Origin of the sequence: Xenorhabdus griffiniae (assembly GCF_037265215.1) — a bacterium.
GTDB classification, from domain to species: domain Bacteria; phylum Pseudomonadota; class Gammaproteobacteria; order Enterobacterales; family Enterobacteriaceae; genus Xenorhabdus; species Xenorhabdus griffiniae.
The window spans coordinates 2,943,295-2,963,611 of record NZ_CP147737.1; the positions used below are offsets into that span (position 1 = coordinate 2,943,295).

A 20,317-nucleotide genomic window follows, 5' to 3' on the forward strand; every position below is an offset into this window, starting at 1 on the left:
TTACTCCTTAAGTACTTTTCTTTAAACTGGCTAATACGGCAAACGGGTTTGGTTTTTCTGCTTCAGGAGGCAGCGTACCAAACACCATGTCCGCGTCGGACACTTCACAGTGTTCAGAATCATGTACCGGAACTACCGGCAGAGATAGAATTATTTCATCTTCAATCATTGCCAGCAAATCTATTTCGCCAAATTCGTTAACGTTTATTGGCTCATACTCTTCCGGTAATGCCTCAGCCTGCTCATCATTGACGACCGGGCTAAAACAATACGTTGTGTGAACATGATGACTGAAATTACTGCCACAGCGCTGACAGGCAAGCGTAACATCCACTTCGGAATGCCCTTTTACGACTGCCAGACGCTGCTTATCAATTTCAAATGATAATGAGCTATCTACATCACCATCCACACTGACCACAATTTCTGCAAGACGAGAAACTTGCCCAGCAGAATAACTACCATAGTAATCCAATCTTTTCTGGGCCGCTCGAAGTACATCGATGGTCAGGGGTAATTTTACCTTTTGCATAAGGCGCGCATATTATCTTTGTAATGAGACATAGTCAAAGAAAAAGGCCACACATCTGCGCCTTTCCGTCAAATATTCGCTTATTAAGCGGCGTATAGTTTAAAATGCCTGCAAATATTTCTCTACGTATTTTATGGAAAAAAAGATGCTTCCGATTGTTTTATCGTCAACTTCCGAATATCGCCGCCTATTGCTAGAAAAGCTGGGATTACCTTTTACCTGTGCTTCTCCCAATATTGATGAAAGCCCGCTGGAAAACGAAAGTCCAAAACAATTGGTAATGCGGCTGTCACAGGCAAAAGCTCGCACTTTACAGCAGGAGTATTCTGGTCATCTCATTATAGCGTCAGATCAAGTTTGTGTTTTGGATGACGAAGTCACCGGCAAACCCCATAATTTTGAGAATGCTTTCTTACAATTGAAAAAAGCCAGTGGAAAATGTGTCACTTTTTATACTGGCATTACCTTATTCAATAGCAAAACAGAAGTGGTTGATACTCGTTATGAGTTATTCCATGTTTATTTCAGGGACCTGACAGAAACAGAAATTATTTATTATCTAAACAAAGAAAAACCCTTCAATTGTGCTGGTAGTTTTAAAAGCGAAGGCTTAGGAATTACATTATTCGAAAAGCTTGACGGCAAAGATCCAAACACACTGATCGGTTTACCATTAATAACGTTGACAGAAATGCTGATCCGTCAGGGGATAAACCCACTGACGGTATGCCCTTAATGATTATTATGCCGCAATATTCTTAAACATTTCCGCAACCTATCATCCATTGGGGCTTCGAAACGCAACGTTTCTCCCGTGGATGGATGGGTAAACTTTAATGAGCTGGCATGTAAGAACAAGCGGTTAAGTCCTGTTTCTGCCAGCTGAGCATCAAATGTTCTGTCACCATAGCGATCATCAAACGCAATGGGATGGCCAGCGTGTAAAGTGTGCACTCGGATCTGATGAGTCCGCCCTGTCACTGGGCTTGCTCGCACCAATGTCGCAAACGCATACCGTTCTTCAACTTTAAAACGTGTTTCAGACGGTTTGCCTTCTCTACTGACTTTAACCACCCTTTCCCCACTTTGCAGGATATTTTTTAACAAAGGTGCTTCTACGACTTTACAATGGGATTGCCATTGTCCACGCACTAGTGCCAAGTAGTCTTTTTGCATCTGTTTCAGGCGTAATTGCTCGTGCAAGGCCCGCAATGCAGAACGTTTTTTCGCAATCAACAAAATACCGGATGTATCGCGGTCAAGCCGATGCACCAGTTCAAGAAAACGGGCTTCAGGACGTAAAGCTCGTAACCCTTCTATCACACCAAAACTCAGACCACTGCCCCCATGCACTGCGGTTCCTGAGGGTTTGTTGATGACTAAAATATGGTCATCTTCATACAAGATACATTCCGCCAAAGCAGCAACCTTATCCAACTTAACAGATACAGGCGTTTCTTGTTTTTCTGCAACTCTAATCGGTGGGATTCTGATGACATCACCTGCTATCAATTTATATTCAGGCTTGATTCTTCCTTTGTTGACTCGCACTTCACCTTTACGCAAGATCCGATAGATCAGGCTCTTAGGTACACCTTTTAAACGGGCCAGCAAAAAGTTATCAATTCGCTGACCGGCATATTCGTCATCAACTGTGACAAACTGTACAATTTGATTATCTGTTTTCATGGTCAAGATTCTAATAATCCAACCAACAGAGCGCCACTCATTTTTAACTATGTCTAAATAACAGCCATTTTTCTTACTTCATTGTTTCAGATGACTTAGGATAAAGACTAAATATTAACAACTTATCACTATTTCCTAATAAAAAAAGCGTAAAGCGATAAAGTCACCTTGCTATCACCCCAATAGCAATGGAATAATGCTTTCTGGCCACAGTTTACTAAACTATGAATGGCAAGATTAAAATTGTTTGTTATCTGTTTGATCGAGCAAAAACGCAGCAATGGCATAAGACGTAATGTTCGATCAAATAATTTATGGGCTGCGGGTGGCAGCTTACTGGATTGGGCAAAATCTGTACCTATTTATTACAGCATCCCAATAAAGAGTACTGTGTTCAAATGAAATTCAGACTCGCCGACAAATAGGCGCCTCTATACAAACGATAGCCGTGAGGCTGGCGGTTTTGTAAAAGACACGAGGTCATCGGTAACTAGTAGCTCGCCTCTTTTTTTACTCGCAGCTCTATATTCATGTAAAAAATAATGAGTAAGTTAGAATGAAAAGAATGTTAATCAACGCAACCCAACAGGAAGAGTTGCGTGTTGCCCTTGTTGATGGGCAACGTCTTTATGATTTGGATATTGAAAGCCCTGGACACGAGCAGAAAAAGGCAAATATATATAAAGGGAAAATTACCCGAATTGAACCTAGCCTGGAAGCTGCTTTTGTTGATTACGGAGCAGAACGTCATGGTTTCCTTCCCATAAAAGAAATTGCTCGCGAATATTTTCCAAGTAATTATCACTCCCATGGACGCCCTAACATTAAGGATATCCTTAAAGAAGGCCAGGAAGTTATCGTTCAGGTTGATAAAGAAGAACGAGGTAACAAAGGGGCAGCTTTAACAACCTTTATTAGTTTGGCTGGCAGTTATTTAGTCCTGATGCCGAATAACCCAAGGGCAGGTGGAATTTCTCGCCGCATTGAGGGTGATGATCGCATCGAATTAAAAGAAGCGCTTTCTTCTCTTGAAGTTCCAGAGGGTATGGGGCTTATCGTTCGCACCGCCGGTGTAGGTAAATCGGCTGAAGCTTTGCAGGGTGACTTGAACTTCCGCCTGAGACATTGGGAAGCCATCAAAAAAGCCGCCGACAGTCATCCCGCCCCCTTCCTGATCCACCAGGAAAGCAATGTTATCGTGCGCGCATTCCGTGATTATCTGCGCCCAGATATTGGGGAAATCTTGATTGACAACCCTAAAATCCTTGATTTGGCACGCCAGCATATCACTGCACTGGGACGCCCTGATTTTGCCAGTAAAATCAAACTGTACAGTGGTGAAGTCCCGCTGTTTAGCCATTATCAAATAGAATCGCAAATCGAATCGGCCTTCCAGCGTGAAGTTCGGTTACCTTCCGGCGGCTCTGTGGTCATTGATACGACGGAAGCTTTAACGGCTATCGATATCAACTCATCTCGTTCAACTCGTGGTGGTGATATTGAAGAAACGGCATTTAATACCAACCTGGAAGCAGCTGACGAAATTGCACGCCAATTGCGTCTGCGTGACCTCGGTGGTCTTATTGTTATCGATTTCATTGATATGACACCAGTGCGTCACCAACGTGAAGTTGAAAACCGGCTGCGTGACGCTGTGCGACAAGATCGCGCTCGTATTCAAATTGGCCGAATTTCCCGCTTTGGCTTACTGGAGATGTCGCGCCAGCGTTTAAGCCCATCTCTGGGTGAATCCAGCCACCATGTCTGCCCGCGTTGTAGCGGCACCGGAACTATTCGTGATAATGAATCACTGTCCCTGTCAATTCTACGTTTAATCGAAGAAGAAGCACTGAAAGAAAACACACATCAGGTTCATGCCATTGTCCCTGTACAGATCGCTTCTTACTTACTGAATGAAAAACGGCGGGCAGTCAGCGATATTGAGCATCGTCAAGGTGGTGTGGGTGTTGTCATTGTTCCAAATGATCAAATGCAAACGCCACATTTCTCTGTCCTACGTGTACGTAAAGGCGAAGAAATTTCAACTTTAAGTTATTTGCTGCCACAGCTGCATGAAGCGGAAATGACAAATGTTCAAGACGATGCCCAGCATGAACGCAAACGTCCAGAGCAACCGGCCATTTCAACTTTTGATCTGCCAGCAGCAGAAGCCGCTGCACCGGCAACAGCAAAAGTAAAAACAAAAGAGAAAAAAGTAGTCGCTAATAACCCGCAACAAACAGAAAAACCAGGCTTGTTCAGCCGATTCTTCAGTGCCCTGAAAAAAATGTTCAGTGGTGAAGAAGAGAAACAAACCCAAGAAAAGGGCAAAAAACCGGCTGGCAATGATAATCGCCGCTCATCAGAACGTCGCAACCCACGCCGTCAGAATCAACGTCGCGAAAGTGAAGCACGTAATAACCGTGAACGTGATGAACAGCGTAAAGGGCGTAATACCCAGCAGAAAAACAATGTTCAGGATAGCACTGTGCTGGATAACGAAGCGCGTGAAGCACAGCAGCAACAACGCCGTGAACAACGTGCCGAACGTCAACGTCGTCGTCAGGAAGAAAAACGGCAGCAACAGGCTCAGCAGACCATCAATCGACCTGACATTGTCGAAGAAGAAGTTGAAGAGCGTCAGCCAGTCATGCCTCGCCGTCAGCGCCGCCAGCTTGAGCAAAAAGTACGAATCACTGACGAACTGAAACCAGAAACTAACATTGTAGCCTTACCTGCTGTGATGCCTGAATCTGTATCAGAAAACGCTCATAAAGAGACAAAAGCGTCTGTACCGGCCGTTATTGATACCCATGTTGAAGCCGCTAACCAACCTGAAATGCCGCAAAATGCAGATTCACAAAACTCTGCACCACAAGCCGCCGTTTCACAACCAAATAATGAGCAGCAAGACAACATCATGCCGCGTCGTTCCCGCCGCTCCCCACGCCACTTGCGTGTCAGTGGTCAGCGTCGTCGCCGCTACCGTGATGAACGTAATCTGTCTCAATCACCAGTACCATTGAACATGGCTGTCGTATCGCCAGAACTGGCATCAGGCAAAGTATGGGTTCGTTATCCTGTTGCACCTGTGACTATGACTGAACCTGAAATCCTTGCTTCTGTTGATGTGATTAATGAAACGGTTGAAGAAAAAACACTACCTGTACAACAGGAAAAAGTTATTCTGGTGCCATCAATCACAGAATCAGCACCAACGACAACAGTACCTCACGTCGAAATAGCAGAACAACAAGACAGCCTCACTCATGATGACAAGGTGAAACTTGTTGTTGATAGCGTTTCCATTGCTACACCACTAGAACCGGAATTAGAAAGACCTAACGTTTCGGAACCAGCAAACGTGGAAGCTGTCATCAATCATGGTGAAAAACAGTGGTCAGAAATTTTAGGGAATGAAGAGCCACATATCCTAGTTCCACATGAAGCTGAAAAAATGCGCCATACGGTAGAACCCATCATTATGACGTCGATTGTTAAACAGGAACACCATGAAGAACAGCCAACTGTCGCAACGGAAATGTGCCTTAAGGCAGAAGAAGTTAAAGCGGAAAAGAAAACAGTTGTTGAGTCTTCGATTATCGTGGAAAAAAATCATCACGCTTACTCCCCAATGATGAAGGCGCCAGCACCGGACATGATGACCCAACCTGTGATTATCACTGAATGGCAACGCCCTGCTTATCCATTCAAAGGTAAAGGTGGTGCGGGTGGACATTCTGCAACCAGTATTGCAACTTCTGCTATGTCTAAACCACAGCCATTCGAATAATTGGATACTGTGATTTGAGTTAAATGGCTCCTCTGGATTGGGAGCCATTTTTTTACCTTACCTACAACAAAAATGAATTACCCTCATTCCTTTCAATCATCGATTCCAATAAACTTGGATGGTTATTATTATCATTTAAGATGGTTAATTTTATGGAGAGCTTCCCGTCTATGAAACCCTGGTTGATTTTTGGTGCTGGAAAAGGTGTTGGACGCCATTTGGTCACTATTGCGCTAAAACAAAACCGCCCTGTCACAGCCTTAATTCGTAATGCACAACAAGCTGCAGAACTCAGCGCGGCAGGCGTTACTGTAATACTCGGCGACGCTTGTGACAGAGACAGTATAGAAAAAGCGATTGCGCAGGCGGGAGAAAATCCCGTTGTTTTCTCAACAATTGGCGGAGGCAATGCTGATCATCATGGAAACATGGCAATAATAGATGCATTGGAACAAGCCCAAATTTCTCGCATGTTATTGGTGACATCCATTGGGTGTGGTGAAAGTTGGAAGACATTATCAGCACGGGCTAAATCATTATTCGGGCAATCTGTCAGACACAAGTCATTGGCTGAAAGTTACCTGCAAACCAGCACACTGAATTTTACAATTATCCGTCCCGGTGGTCTTACCGATCAACCTGGCACTGGACATTGCAAACGTTATCAAGAGGAAGTTCATGGCATGGTAAGCCGAGAAGATGTAGCAAAACAATTAGCACAAATGGCCGAAGATGAACGAACTTACTATCAAACCTATGCCTTAATTGATCCTGAACTCAAACCACATTGGAACTCAAACTAAAAAAACAACCACGCCATAAGGCGTGGTCTATCACTTTGTTCAAACAACTAAAACTACTTAACTCCACCATCCATTGTCTTAAGTTTTTTGGATAACTCACGGCGTTCTTTAGATAACTCGGCATTTTTGATGATATATTCATCAACACGCTCTTCATAATCACTGCGCATATGAGCAATAATGCCTTGAATATCTTCAATCGACATTCCTGGCTTTATGTAGTCACTCAGGTTATCAAGCAGAAGTACACGTTTTTGGTTATCTCGGATCTTTTTCTCGTTATCTACAATTTCGCGCTGTAATTTATTTTTACGCCGAAATATACGCACAAACTCCAGTACATTTTGGAATGTTGGTTTATTTGTGTTGTCCATTTTTTACACCTTTTTAATCAGACCGATAATTTCTTATGCTAACTACACAATACAATTTCAAGTGGCGCATAGACAAGTCAGTTTCAACAATTTATTGATACAAACTCCCTTTCAGATACACATTTCTTAATCAAATTCCTTTTCCCGAACAATAACCACTACTGCCACGGTAAGTTTGAGTTTGGATAGCCATACGAACTACTTCGCTCAAATCTTGTTATGGTTTACCATGTATGACAACGTAATTTAACGTCATCGAGAATAATCGTTTTTGGTGTGAACGAGATAAATGTGACACCAATGGAAACTTAATTTATTGATTAGTCGTAATTAAATTGGCGATAACGGAGAATACACAACCTTGAATACCAGTAAAGAAAACCAAAGTTTCTACTTTCATGATTATGAAACCTTTGGTAAACATCCGGCCTTAGATCGCCCCGCACAATTTGCAGGAGTTCGCACTGACAGTGATTTCAATATCATTGAAGAACCTTTGGTGGTGTATTGTGCTCCCGCTGACGATTATCTTCCCGATCCTGAAGCTGTTATGATCACAGGAATTACTCCCCAGTTGGCATTGAAAAAAGGCGTTAATGAGGCCCAATTTGCCCGACAAATCCATGAAGCATTCAGCAAACCCAATACATGTATTCTTGGGTATAACAACATTCGTTTTGATGACGAAGTCAGCCGAAATATCTTTTATCGTAACTTTTACGATCCTTACGCCTATAGCTGGCAAAAAGGCAACTCTCGCTGGGATTTACTCGACGTATTACGTGCCTGCTATGCCTTGCGGCCAGAAGGCATTGTCTGGCCGGATAATGAAGATGGGTTACCCAGTTTCAAATTAGAGCATCTGACAAAAGCCAATGGCGTTGAGCATACTCATGCCCATGATGCCATGTCCGATGTTTATGCCACTATCGCAATGGCAAAGCTGGTGAAAAAAGCTCAACCTAAATTGTTTGATTATTTTTTCCAGTTAAGAAATAAACAGAAAGTCAGTCATCAAATTGATATCCCTCAAATGAAGCCTCTGGTTCATGTATCTGGCATGTTTGGGGTTCTGCGCAGCAATGTTAGCCTTGTCGCTCCTTTGGCGTGGCATCCAAGTAACCGTAATGCGGTTATCATGTGCGATCTGGCTGGTGATATCACCCCACTTTTGGAACTCAGCGCAAATGAATTACGCGAGCGCTTGTATACCCGACGGGACGAATTACAACCAGATCAAAGCCCAGTCCCTATTAAACTTGTACACATTAATAAATGCCCAATCATTGCGCCAGAAAATACCTTGCGGCCAAAAGATGCAGAGCGAGTGGGATTAGATCGCAACCAATGTGAGCAAAATCTGGCTATCTTGCGCAAAAATCCGCAAATCAGGGAGAAAGTCGTTGAACTGTTTTCTCATCCAGAAGCGTTTCCAGAATCTGATAATGTCGATACTAAGCTCTATAGCGGCTTTTTCAGCGATGCCGACAAAACGGCAATGGAAATCATCCGAGAAACGTCTCCCCAAAACTTGCCTGCCTTGGATTTAACATTCCAGGATGCCCGCATTACACCGTTGTTATTCCGCTATCGTGCGAGAAACTATCCAGCGACATTGGATTATGACGAGCAACAACGTTGGTTACGTCATCGGCAGGATACATTAACCCAGGAAAACATCAGCCAATATCTTGCAGTCATTGAAGAACTTTTTATTGAATATCAATCTGATGAAGAAAAGTGTCGCCAGTTAAAAGCACTGGTTGATTATGCAATCCAAATAGCCGGATAAAACCTTTATACCAATCTAACTTCAAGATGTGTGTGGTAAATTACAACTTGAAGTTTAATGCGTATATACAGCTACCCAATAGATATTGATAAAGAAAAAGACAAACACCAAAGTGTTGTCTTTTTCTACTTTTACTCCATCAGCAAAATACACTAATCATGTGAACGCCCTGTGGTAATCCCCCAATTTTTCAGCTTGGAGGTTTTCCCAATTCCCGGATTTAAGGCATTAGTTGGATCAATCGCTTGATAGAAATGCTTGAGCTGTGGTTTAGCTTTATACAAGTGACCAACGTTATGTTCGGCAGGGTATTCAGCGCCACGCTGATGCAAAATTTCCAGCATTTTTGTTTTCAATGCATGGATATCTGTCCCCTTTTTGACAATATAGTCCTGATGGAATACATAGCACATAAAGTGCCCGTAATATAGCCGATGGACTAATGCTTCATTGATTTCGGCTGGCAAAGCTTCAAGCCATTCACGATCATTACGCCGCAAAGCAATATCCAATGCTAAAATATCTTCCACTTCATCGCTGTGAACAGCCTGGTAACGAATAGCGGCTCCTGCAGCTGCAAAACGATGTAAGAATGCCTTCGCCCCTTCTTCTGGAGTACAAGCAAAATACGCTCCATCCGCCTGCGTAAAGTAATTTTCCAGCCATTCATTCGCCTCTTTTATACCTTCACCTGACATTTTCAGCATTAAGTGATGTTCAAAACGATTTCGGTATTCTTTCAAGCGAGTCGGTAAATGGGAGGGTAATAAACGACTCAATCCCTGCATGACACGATCTGTTAAATGTGCGGGTAAAAATGGCACCTTACCCAAAATAGTGTCCATCCGTCCTTTCAAATCAAAAAACATTGGCATTTTATCTGTGCCTAGTTTATCAATCATAACAAAGGTGTCTTTTCCATATACTTCTGCGATATCAAAGATATCCCGATGCATATACTCGCCCGCGACTGGCAAATACTGAAAGTTTGATAGAATATGACGCCGTAATTCTGTCAACACTTCGGGTTGGTTAGTGCCGATATAAAAAACCTGTGAAGATGGTTCTGCCGGAAAAGTATCAAGTCGAACAGCAAAAACAACCAACTTACCCGCACAACCAGAAGCTTCAAACAGCCTGCGCTCATCAGCATTAAACCGTGATGCTGTGTCTGCATCGACATCCCGCACACGCTGTGAGTATTCATGATCAGAAGCGACTCTGTCACTATGCTGAATATCTTCGGTTCGATAACGTTGCTCTTCCAGACAAGTCAGAATATCTTCCGGTTGATCACCCAACGATATTCCCAAATGGTTAACCAGTTCAGCTTCTCCCTGCTCATTAACCCTGCCATATAGAGCCATTTCAGTATAAGCTGGCCCACGTTGAACCAAAGATCCCCCTGAGTTATTGCAAATTCCCCCAATAACGGATGCACCAATACAAGACGAGCCGATAACTGAGTGTGGTTCGCGTCCTAATGGCTTTAATACTTTTTCTAAATGCCACAATGTACTACCAGGAAATGCAATAACTTGATTTGTTGATGGAAGAACCTGAATTTTATCCATTCGTAATGTACTAATAATAATGATATCGCGATCATAATCATTGCCACTCGGTGTAGATCCTTCCGTTAATCCAGTATTGGCTGCTTGCATCAAAATAATTTTGTCGGCCTCAACACAGGTTTTAAATACTTTCCACTGCTCTAATAATGAACCCGGAAATACAACGGCAAGGGCATCCCCTTGTCCAGAACGAAAGCCTTTGCGGTAACGTTCTGTTTTTCGAGGTTCAGTGAGAATATGAGAAAATCCAACAATATTCGTGAGAGTGGCAATTAATCGCTGATTTTGGGGATTTTTGGCATCATTCATAATCGTCTCTTACCTTATTTGAGCCAAACAAACAGGCTCTTAGTGAAATCAGACACGGCAAATTTTGTTATTATATGATGCTTTTTGGTAAGATTTGTATGATTTATGCTCTCTTTTGTTATTCCAGATAAAAAAACAGCATCTGACGATGCTGTTTTTTAGAACAGAATACTGAAATGCTTTCTTAATTATGATTCCGTAAACTGTGGCATTGGTTGGCGGAAGCTACGAGTCAGGAAAAACATGTAAATAAGACCAATGCTTCCCCAGATCAAGCCTAACTCCATTGAATTTGATTCTAAATTCATCCATAAAACACCCACTGCTGCAGCACCAAGAAGTGGCAAGATCAAGAAGTTCAGGGTGTCATTCAAAGTATTATTACGGCGTTCACGGATGTAGAATTGAGAAATCACCGATAAATTAACGAACGTAAAGGCAACCAACGCCCCAAAATTGATCAATGCCGTCGCAGTCACCAGATCCAACCAACACGCTGATAAGGCGATAATACCAACCAATATCACATTAATGGCCGGAGTACGCCATTTAGGGTGAATATACGCAAATATTTTTTCAGGCAATACGCCATCGCGTCCCATAACATAGAGCAGACGAGATACACCCGCATGTGCAGCCATACCAGAAGCCATTACCGTGACACTGGAAAATATGAGAATCACATACTGGAATAACGCACCAGCGACATAAAGAATAATTTCTGGCTGGGAAGCATCTGGGTTTTTAAACCGAGAAATATCTGGGAAATAAAGCTGTAAGAAATAAGATACAGCAATAAAAATTATACCACCAATTAACGCAGTCAGGAAAATCGCTTTAGGGACAACTTTACCTGCATTTGGTGTTTCTTCCGACAAAGAGCTAATGCCATCAAACCCAAGAAATGAGAAGCAAAGTATTGTCGCGCCAGTAATCATCGGAATTAATTGTGCTTCCTCTGATGTAAATGGCTGAATACTCAGTAACGTTCCTGCGCCTTCTCCATTATGAACACCACGGATCATTAACCCAACGAGTATCACCATAACAGCAATCTGGACAATAACAACGATGCTATTGATATTAGCAACGACATTGATACCACTCAGATTGATGATTGTCATAAGTGCAGTCAACATGACTACAAAGATCCATGGTTCAATACCAGGGAACAAAGCCTGTAGGTAAATCTTTGCCAATAATACATTGATCATCGGCATCAACATATAATCCAGTAAAGAAGACCAACCCACCATAAATCCAAGATGGGGGCTCATTGATTTTTGTACGTAAGTATAAGCAGAACCCGCCGATGGAAAACGCTTTATTAATTTTCCATAACTTAGCGCTGTAAATAAAATCGCAGTTAATGCAATAGCATAAGATGTCGCGACATGCCCACCAGTCAAACCAGAAACAATGCCAAATGTATCAAAAATAGTCATTGGCTGCAGATAGGCGAGCCCCATCATGACGACTTGAAACAGAGTCAATGTTCTTCTTAGTTGAACGCGGTTGTCAGCACTGGCTTGGTTGATACCAAGTGCAGTAGGAGTGGTGGTATTATGCAACATGAGCGAAGCCTCCCATAACTTCGATTTGGGTACTGATACAACTACTTAATCGATAGTTACTGGGCAGACTTCGCTTCTGTCTATAAACAGAAAAGAAAGAAGAATTGGTGAACGGTGAATTGACAGAGGGCCGTGCCCCATAGTCATCGTTGCAGCAACGAGCGCCAATTGGCACAAGTGCAAAAGAGAATAATTGCTCCATATTTGCATTCCTCAGTACAGCAACCCCATTTCAATTATGGTTGCTTGTGGTCAATATCGATCCGGAACGAATCCGGCCTCTTGGTGTTGTAAAAAATAATTCAAAGCAAAAAAAATAACTGATGCATATTTACGCACCAGTTATTTTTAGTGCACGCATTTTGCACTTCAAGTCCAGAAATAGCAAGCGCGATAGCACTAAAAATTTATTATTTTTTACGACACTACAGAGCCTTATGGAGTAGGCTCTTACTGAGTTAGTGCTGAAACCTAATACCACCAAATCCGTTGATTGGCTTTTGATAAGTTTTTAGCACAGAGGAAAACTATTTGCCATTTAATTATGCTTTTCTGATAGTAAAAAAAATCATCCCATCATAACAAAATTAATGACGGGATGATTCTATAGGATGTCCAGATGTTAAGTATAATGATTAATATTTATAAAAAAGAGAAATATTAATTAAAAATAATGATTAATTTATTCCTATTAATGCTACATTTACTAAATTACACTTTAATATTATTAAAGTAATTTATATACACATTAAACTTCAAGTTGCAATTTACAACACTCTATGAAACGTGATTTCTCCCCCACTTAGCGGGGAGAAATCACACATATCTTGAAGTTAGATTAGTATATAGTTTTTATTATTCTAACTGACTAATTCTGTCACTAAGCCATCAATTAATACTTGCGGTATTCCCTGGGAACAGCGTTCAATTCTGCCCCTAATGCCATAAACTTCTGCCAAACTACTTGGGGTAATAACCTGCTCAGGTTTACCTTCAGAAATTAATTTACCTTTTTTGAGCATTAACACATGGTCACCATGACGCAATGCAATATTAATATCGTGAACAACAACAATCGTAATAATATTACGACGGCGCGTTTCACGTGCAACTAAATCCATTACATGGTATTGGTAATTTAAATCCAGTGCACTTAATGGTTCATCTAATAATAATAATGTCGGACGACGAATTAATGATTGAGCTAATCCAACTAACTGCTTTTGACCGCCAGATAGTTGATCCAAATAGCTAAACGCCAAATGTTCAATACCCAGCTGGCGTAATAGTTCCATGACTTCCTGTTCACATTGACTATTACTCACACCACTTGATGCTCGTTGAGCAACAATCACCGATTCCAATACATGAAGATGCACACCTGCTGGTAATGATTGAGGCAAATAAACGACATTTTGGGCACGTTGGGCAAAATTCATCTTCATCAGATCCTGCCCATCCAACAGCAGTTCACCTCTGGCTTTATTCAATCCCGCCAGCGAACGCAGGAGCGTGGATTTACCACAACCATTCGGTCCCAACAATACAGTAATTTGACCACGTGGCAATGCACTGATATCCAGCTTTTCAATCACAGAGTGCTTTGGATACCCCGCCGTCAGGCAATTGATTTTTAATCCCTGACTCATACATTCCCCCTATGGCGTAAAACGATACTCAGGAAGAAAGGCACACCAACCAATGAGGTCACTATCCCAACTGGGATAATAATACCCGGTATCAGATTTTTAGAAGCAATGGAAGCCATGGACAAAACTAATGCACCAATCAGCGCACTTGCCGGCAAGAAGAAACGGTGATCTTCACCAAACGTTATTCTGGCAATATGAGGAGCCACCAATCCAATAAAAGCAATAGGACCAACAAATGCAACTGCCGATGCGGTCAGGATACTGATACGCAACAATGTTCCTAAACGAAGGCGACTAATATTGATTCCAAAACTGATAGCCCGATCTTCTCCCAGACGCAATGCGGTCAATTTCCAGGAATTGCTCAATGAGAGAGGAATAATGACAGAGAAAACTAACACCATAATACCCAGTTTTTCCCATGTCGCCCTGGCAAGACTACCCATTGTCCAGAAAACCAATCCCTGTAAGGTATCTTCCGTAGCGATAAATTGCATCATTGCAACTAACGCATCGAAGGTAAATACCATTGCAATCCCAAACAACACAACACCTGAGGTTGCAACTCTCGTCCAGCGAGTAATGCCATCAAGCATTAAAGCAGCCAACAATGCAAAGAGAAAAGCGTTTGCAGAAATAAACCACTGATCCGGTATTCCCGGAATACCAATGCCAAGCACAATGGCTAATGCCGCGCCAAAAGAAGCCGCCTGGGAAACCCCTAACGTGAATGGGCTGGCTAGTGGGTTATTTAAAATTGTCTGCATTTCTGCGCCGGCCAGTCCCAGTGATAAGCCGATCACTACCGCCATCAGAGCATAGGGCAATCGAATATCCCAAACAATCACCCGTGTTGCTGCGTTAACACTCTCTGGTGAAAACAGGGTTTGCCAGAGGGTTTGCAACGATAACCCTGATGGCCCCAAGGTAAAATCCAGTACAACAGAAATGCCAATTGCCAGGACGATGAATAATATCCATGCAATACGTCGGTACAGGATATGACGATAATGTGCTTTTATATCGCACTCACTCAATTGTTTTTTTACCATTGGCATAGGCTCGGTAGTGACGCTCATTCTTATTACCTGTTACTGCTTATTTTTCGCTGACCCAATATGTACCTACCGGTTCAATAGCCAAGAATTTATTGTGCAGTTCTTTCAATGTTTGTTGCGGATCTAAATCAGCGAATTTTTCAGGATAGAACCATTTAGCAAAAACTTGAGTAACAACAACATTATAAGGAGAGTTATAGTAGTGATGCCAAATAGCATAGCTACGTCCTTCCTTCACGGCGGTTAAGTTATTGATACCTTTACGTTCTGTAATTTCTTTTAAGCCAGCACGGGCTGTATCGGCGGAAGTTTGGGCTCCCATTTTGATCCCGTTACCTTTATCACCTGGATCTTGTGCACCGCTTGCGATGTAAATATAAGGATCTTCAGCAATAACTTTTTCCAAATTCATGGTGCCCAATGGAGAAACCAGCACTTCTTTGGCAATGTTTTTGCCACCCGCCAAATCAATGAAGTTCCCCATATTGCCGTTACCTGCTGTACCACAGCAATCTTCACTAAAACCTGCTAGAAGCTCAATAAATACAGAAGGCTTCTCAGCCTCTGGTATGCGATCCGTAATATCAGTCACTAATTTAAGATTTTTTTCATAAAAATTAGCATAAGCATTAGCCTGATCTTCACGATGCAAGATTTTGCCCAGCATACGGATGCTAGGTAATGTATTTTTCAGGGGATCATTGCGGAAATCGACAAAAACAACAGGTACACCTGCTTTTTCCAACTGTTTCACCAACTCACTGTTTTTGCCTGGACCATGCCCAGACAGACCAAAAATGGCAACGTCAGGATTGAGTGTTAGCACTTTTTCAGAGCTGACACTGTCCGCGCTGGTGTTACCAATCAGAGGGATATTATCGATTTCAGGAAATTTAGCTTTATAAATAGCGTAAGTTTGTGGGTCCAGTTTACGGAAATCACCTTGCCAGCCAGCGATACGAGCCAGAGGTTTATCTCCTTCCAATATAGCAACAGAATGGAACAGACGACCTTCACCCAACAAGATACGATTGACTTTCTCTGGCACTTCAACAGTACGTCCAGCAATATCAGTGACTGTGTCAGCCCAAGATGCAAAACTTGCCATCATGGCAGAGCCCGCCATTAGACCGATACTCATATTTTTCACGACTGTTCGAAATACAAACTTCACTTTAGTTAGCCTCTTCATGCAACAATTGTGCTGCTAACAATAAAGCAAATAAGAATACTTATCAATGCGATTGGAATGGTATAGCCGAAATTTACCATCGTTATTCCTTTCCTAATTCCTTGAAAAATAAAAACTGCCAGTTCCATCACAGAACAGGCAGTTTTTTGTAAAACAAAATCAATAATACTTTAATTAACAATTATCAGATTATTGATAATTGATTAACAAATCATTCTTTATCGGTATAGTTGAATGCAGGAAATTCCATCTCACTGTACTTAACAAAGCGAGTTTTCTTTTTCAGCTTGTAACTCAGCCAAATAAGCAGAAATAACGGAATGCCAATGTAAGTTGCAGTCACTCCGTACCAGTCAATCTTATCTTGCAAAAATGCCTGATAATTTTGACCCAATGTAATAACCAAACATAGGATAAAGGCAAAAATCGGCCCAATCGGGAAGAAACCTGAACGATATGGCAGGTCATTGAGATCCAAACCTTGAGCAACATAACCTTTGCGAAAACGGTAATGGCTGATTGCAATTCCAAGCCATGCAATAAATCCGGTCATACCTGAGGTATTCAATAACCACAAATAGACTGTTTGATTACCAAACATGGAGCTAAGAAAACACAACCCTGCTACTACGGTTGTGGCATAAAGCGCATTACGTGGAACACCACCTTTAGACAGATGACTAAAAATTTTCGGTGCTTTACCCTCTTTTGCCAGGGTGAATAGCATACGGGTAGAAGCATACATCCCTGAGTTTCCCGCTGACAGAACAGCCGTCAATATCACCGCATTCATTATTGCAGCCGCTGATAATAAGCCTGCATTTTCAAATACCAGTGTAAATGGACTCACACTGATATCTTTCACGCCATTGCGCAACAAATTAGGATCAGTATAAGGGATGATCAGGCTGATGATTAAAATCGCAAACACATAGAACAATAAAATACGCCAGAATACCTTGCGCACAGCACGAGGGATATTTTTCGCCGGATCTTTCGATTCTCCTGCGGTAATACCTATCAGCTCTGTCCCTTGAAAAGAGAAACCGACAATCATTGCCACCCCGATCATGGCGGCAAAGCCACCTGCAAAAGGAGCGTCATCAACGGCCCAATTATGCCAACCTGCACCTTCAGCGCCTTTCATGATGCCGGCAATCATTAAAAGACCAACGGCAATGAACACAATAACCGTGGAAACTTTAATCAAGGAGAACCAATATTCTGCCTCACCAAATCCTTTGACGGAAATGAAGTTCAACAGAAAAATCAAGGCAAGAAACAACGCACTCCATACCCAACCAGGCACATCATTAAACCAATATCCCATCACCAATTGCGCAGCAACAAGGTCAACCGCAATCGTCACTGCCCAGTTGTACCAATAATTCCATCCCAATGCGAAGCCAAAACCCTCATCAACATATTTGGAACCATAAGTCGAAAACGATCCTGAAACTGGCATGTACGCGGCCAACTCACCCAAGCTGGTCATCAAGAAGTAGACCATTAGGCCAATTAATGCATAGGAAAGTAAAGCCCCACCTGGGCCAGCCTGAGAAATTGTTGCGCCAGAAGCAACAAATAATCCCGTGCCAATTGATCCGCCGATGGCAATCATTGCCATATGTCGTGCTTTTAATTCACGGCGCAGGGTTTTTGGAGCCTGATCCCGTGGCATGCTTTCTTCTCGAGACATTCTATTCCTATATCATCTGAAATGAATTTAACATGGGATTGTAACAAATCCTCGTCTCCAGAATAGCAACGATTCGTGGTTATAAGATACCTTCATAATCCACAGCCAATTATTAGCTACACGATTATTTTCTCAATATTAGTTACAATAACTCAGTAACTTCCGTAACGCATTGGATATATGTTTCTGCCGATGGTAAATCAGGTACAAGGTGCGATTAAGGCTCAGCCCAGGAATAACCAGTTCAGATAATGTGCCATTTTTCAATTGTTCCTGGACGACTCGTCGTGAAAGACAACTGATCCCCATTCCATATTGAACAGCATGTTTAATGGCTTCCGAATTACCCAATTCCATCGCAATATTGAATCTCGGCATTTGTGAGAACAAAAGATGATCCAAGATTTCTCTTGTTCCTGAACCTTTTTCTCTCAATATCCAGGGGGCTTTGATCAAATCCTCCACGTTCAGTTCACCTTGCAACAGCGAGCTTTTTGGCGAGGAAAAAACGATCAACTCATCTTTCATCCAGGGTTGTGTGATCAACTCAGGATCGTGACACAATCCTTCAATCAATCCCAAATCAACACGAAACTCAGCAACGGCCTTGATGACATCTCCAGTATTACTGATATTCAATTCCAATGGTGTCTCAGGGTAATCCTGACGGTATCTCGCCAGCATTTCAGGCAACATATAATTGCCAATCGTGCTGCTGGCTGCTAATCGCAATGCGCCCAATTCAAGTTTGAAAAGCTGTTCCACTTCACCAGCCTGTTCAAGTAATGCCAATGCTTTAGGATAGAGCAAACGCCCATGTTCATTGGTGACCAAACGTTTTCCGACTCTATCAAACAGCTGTACTCCCAACTGTCCTTCAAGATCTGTCAGTGAAGCACTCACCGCAGATTGTGATAACGCTAATTGCTGAGAAGCCTGTGTCGTTGAACCACTTTTCAGAACTTCTGCAAAAATCTCCAGTTGTCTCAGAGTGATACGCATATGGCCTCACGGGAAGCAAAATAAAAGGGAAAGATAGTCTTGATTTTAGACAGTATTACGCAACTTAACAAAAGTCACCCTTAATTAATCTATTTTAGTGTTTATATATATGCATATTATCAATTTTATTAATTTACAAATCTTATATATGCTTATTCCTAAAATGCATAATCTAATAGAGCCCCCACTATGTCTGAAAATCAAGTAGAGGAATTTACCCAAGTTCATCAGAAGACGGCATTAAAATTAATCCCTGGTATTTTATTAGCCGCAGTCCTAACGGTAATCGCCATCTATATCGGAACGATTCCTTGGCTTATAAATATGGGATTGGGTGTCCTGACACTTGCCATCTTATTAGGTATCATTATCGGCAATACGTTGTATCCTCTCTTAAAATCCACCTGCAATAGCGGTATCTATTTTTCCAAACACTACCTACTGCGAGCAGGCATCATTCTTTATGGATTTCGCCTGACTTTCCAACAAATCACAGAGGTTGGCGCAACAGGAGTATTGATCGATATCATCATGCTTTCATCAACATTTTTTATGGCATTATGGATTGGGCGTACTTTTTTTCAACTGGATAGCCAAACCGTGATCTTAATTGGTGCAGGAAGCAGTATTTGTGGCGCTGCTGCGGTTATGGCAACAGAACCCGTTGTCAAAGCCCCTGCCAACAAAGTTGCTGTCGCCGTCTCTACAGTGGTTATTTTTGGTACATTGGCAATCTTTATTTATCCATGGATTTATCAACTCAATACCCACTACTCGTGGTTTAATTTCACTCAGGAAACATTTGGTATTTTTTCAGGTTCAACGGTTCATGAAGTGGCCCAAGTCGTTGCCATTGGACATGAGTTAGGCAGTGATGCCGAAAATGCAGCAGTTATCAGTAAAATGATCCGCGTTATGCTGCTGGCACCTTTTCTATTGCTGCTTTCCGGCTACCTCAGTCGCGTGAAAGTTAAAAATTGTCATGTCCATCCCCAAAAATCCCCAATCACTATTCCGTGGTTTGCTGTATTTTTTATTGCCACTGCGGGTTTCAACTCTTTTCATCTCTTACCTGAACCCCTTGTTGACCATATTATTGCCATTGATACCATCATACTGGCAATGGCCATGGTTGCATTAGGGCTAACCACCCATATCAGTGCTATTCGCCAGGCTGGGGTTAAGCCCCTCTTGTTGGCACTTATTTTGTTTATCTGGCTAGTCGTGGGGGGATTAATCGTCAATCAAGGCATCCATCATTTATTGCGCTAATG

15 protein-coding genes are annotated in these 20,317 nt (G+C 42.1%); 5 read left to right on the top strand and 10 right to left on the bottom strand.

Annotated features, from left to right (window positions below; genetic code table 11):
• Positions 1-7: 7 nt before the first annotated feature.
• Positions 8-532, bottom strand: coding sequence for a 23S rRNA accumulation protein YceD (gene yceD, locus WDV75_RS12815; RefSeq protein ID WP_273560024.1), 525 nt, complete (start codon positions 530-532; stop codon positions 8-10).
• Positions 533-677: 145 nt separating this feature from the next.
• Between yceD and WDV75_RS12820 the strand changes: the two genes are divergently transcribed.
• Positions 678-1,268 carry a Maf family protein gene (locus WDV75_RS12820; protein WP_273560026.1) on the top strand — a complete coding sequence of 197 codons (591 nt, stop codon included), beginning with the start codon at positions 678-680 and terminating at the stop codon, positions 1,266-1,268.
• On the opposite strand, the gene rluC is transcribed toward WDV75_RS12820, so the two are convergent.
• Complete coding sequence (gene rluC / locus WDV75_RS12825; protein ID WP_273560028.1) at positions 1,265-2,221, bottom strand: 23S rRNA pseudouridine(955/2504/2580) synthase RluC; 957 nt, start codon at positions 2,219-2,221, stop codon at positions 1,265-1,267. The two genes, WDV75_RS12820 and rluC, sit on opposite strands and share 4 nt — an antisense overlap.
• A 556-nt stretch (positions 2,222-2,777) precedes the next feature.
• On the opposite strand from rluC, the gene rne reads away from it, so the two are divergent.
• Positions 2,778-6,014 (top strand): ribonuclease E, encoded by a 3,237-nt coding sequence (gene rne, locus WDV75_RS12830; protein WP_273560029.1) that lies wholly within the window; start codon positions 2,778-2,780, stop codon positions 6,012-6,014.
• Between the two features lie 170 nt (positions 6,015-6,184).
• Positions 6,185-6,817, top strand: a complete 633-nt coding sequence (locus tag WDV75_RS12835) for an NAD(P)-binding oxidoreductase (RefSeq protein WP_273560031.1) — start codon at positions 6,185-6,187, stop codon at positions 6,815-6,817.
• Positions 6,818-6,870: 53 nt separating this feature from the next.
• On the opposite strand, the gene tmaR is transcribed toward WDV75_RS12835, so the two are convergent.
• Positions 6,871-7,191, bottom strand: coding sequence for a PTS system regulator TmaR (gene tmaR / locus WDV75_RS12840; protein WP_273560033.1), 321 nt, complete (start codon positions 7,189-7,191; stop codon positions 6,871-6,873).
• Between the two features lie 361 nt (positions 7,192-7,552).
• On the opposite strand from tmaR, the gene sbcB reads away from it, so the two are divergent.
• Positions 7,553-8,983 (top strand): exodeoxyribonuclease I, encoded by a 1,431-nt coding sequence (gene sbcB, locus WDV75_RS12845; protein WP_273560035.1) that lies wholly within the window; start codon positions 7,553-7,555, stop codon positions 8,981-8,983.
• A 152-nt stretch (positions 8,984-9,135) separates the two neighbouring features.
• Here the strand turns inward: sbcB and dld are convergent, their stop codons facing one another.
• The 7 genes from dld to yieE all read right to left on the bottom strand — a co-directional run bounded on the left by dld (position 9,136) and on the right by yieE (position 19,043).
• Complete coding sequence (gene dld / locus WDV75_RS12850; RefSeq protein WP_273560037.1) at positions 9,136-10,866, bottom strand: D-lactate dehydrogenase; 1,731 nt, start codon at positions 10,864-10,866, stop codon at positions 9,136-9,138.
• A 188-nt stretch (positions 10,867-11,054) separates the two neighbouring features.
• Positions 11,055-12,440 (bottom strand): APC family permease, encoded by a 1,386-nt coding sequence (locus WDV75_RS12855; protein ID WP_273560039.1) that lies wholly within the window; start codon positions 12,438-12,440, stop codon positions 11,055-11,057.
• A gap of 860 nt (positions 12,441-13,300) precedes the next feature.
• On the bottom strand, positions 13,301-14,089 hold the full coding sequence (locus tag WDV75_RS12865) for an ABC transporter ATP-binding protein (RefSeq protein ID WP_273560042.1): 789 nt from the start codon (positions 14,087-14,089) through the stop codon (positions 13,301-13,303).
• On the bottom strand, positions 14,086-15,171 hold the full coding sequence (locus WDV75_RS12870) for a FecCD family ABC transporter permease (protein WP_273560044.1): 1,086 nt from the start codon (positions 15,169-15,171) through the stop codon (positions 14,086-14,088). Before WDV75_RS12870 ends, WDV75_RS12865 begins: the two co-directional genes overlap by 4 nt.
• Positions 15,172-15,190: 19 nt before the next feature.
• Positions 15,191-16,324, bottom strand: coding sequence for an ABC transporter substrate-binding protein (locus WDV75_RS12875; RefSeq protein ID WP_273560046.1), 1,134 nt, complete (start codon positions 16,322-16,324; stop codon positions 15,191-15,193).
• Between the two features lie 229 nt (positions 16,325-16,553).
• Positions 16,554-18,041, bottom strand: coding sequence for an amino acid permease (locus tag WDV75_RS12880; protein WP_273560048.1), 1,488 nt, complete (start codon positions 18,039-18,041; stop codon positions 16,554-16,556).
• Between the two features lie 138 nt (positions 18,042-18,179).
• Complete coding sequence (gene yieE, locus WDV75_RS12885; RefSeq protein ID WP_273560050.1) at positions 18,180-19,043, bottom strand: DNA-binding transcriptional regulator YeiE; 864 nt, start codon at positions 19,041-19,043, stop codon at positions 18,180-18,182.
• A 189-nt stretch (positions 19,044-19,232) separates the two neighbouring features.
• Between yieE and WDV75_RS12890 the strand changes: the two genes are divergently transcribed.
• Positions 19,233-20,315, top strand: coding sequence for a YeiH family protein (locus tag WDV75_RS12890; RefSeq protein ID WP_273560052.1), 1,083 nt, complete (start codon positions 19,233-19,235; stop codon positions 20,313-20,315).
• Positions 20,316-20,317: the final 2 nt, after the last annotated feature.

Bases quoted from the DNA above. Each gene is read 5' to 3' on its own strand.
- yceD (WP_273560024.1), bottom strand. From the start codon at position 532: ATGCAAAAGGTAAAATTACCCCTGACCATCGATGTACTTCGAGCGGCC.
- rne (WP_273560029.1), top strand. From the start codon at position 2,778: ATGAAAAGAATGTTAATCAACGCAACCCAACAGGAAGAGTTGCGTGTT.
- rluC (WP_273560028.1), bottom strand. From the start codon at position 2,221: ATGAAAACAGATAATCAAATTGTACAGTTTGTCACAGTTGATGACGAA.
- yieE (WP_273560050.1), bottom strand. From the start codon at position 19,043: ATGCGTATCACTCTGAGACAACTGGAGATTTTTGCAGAAGTTCTGAAA.
- WDV75_RS12870 (WP_273560044.1), bottom strand. From the start codon at position 15,171: ATGAGCGTCACTACCGAGCCTATGCCAATGGTAAAAAAACAATTGAGT.
- dld (WP_273560037.1), bottom strand. From the start codon at position 10,866: ATGAATGATGCCAAAAATCCCCAAAATCAGCGATTAATTGCCACTCTC.
- WDV75_RS12820 (WP_273560026.1), top strand. From the start codon at position 678: ATGCTTCCGATTGTTTTATCGTCAACTTCCGAATATCGCCGCCTATTG.
- WDV75_RS12855 (WP_273560039.1), bottom strand. From the start codon at position 12,440: ATGTTGCATAATACCACCACTCCTACTGCACTTGGTATCAACCAAGCC.
- WDV75_RS12880 (WP_273560048.1), bottom strand. From the start codon at position 18,041: ATGTCTCGAGAAGAAAGCATGCCACGGGATCAGGCTCCAAAAACCCTG.
- WDV75_RS12890 (WP_273560052.1), top strand. From the start codon at position 19,233: ATGTCTGAAAATCAAGTAGAGGAATTTACCCAAGTTCATCAGAAGACG.
- WDV75_RS12865 (WP_273560042.1), bottom strand. From the start codon at position 14,089: ATGAGTCAGGGATTAAAAATCAATTGCCTGACGGCGGGGTATCCAAAG.
- tmaR (WP_273560033.1), bottom strand. From the start codon at position 7,191: ATGGACAACACAAATAAACCAACATTCCAAAATGTACTGGAGTTTGTG.
- WDV75_RS12835 (WP_273560031.1), top strand. From the start codon at position 6,185: ATGAAACCCTGGTTGATTTTTGGTGCTGGAAAAGGTGTTGGACGCCAT.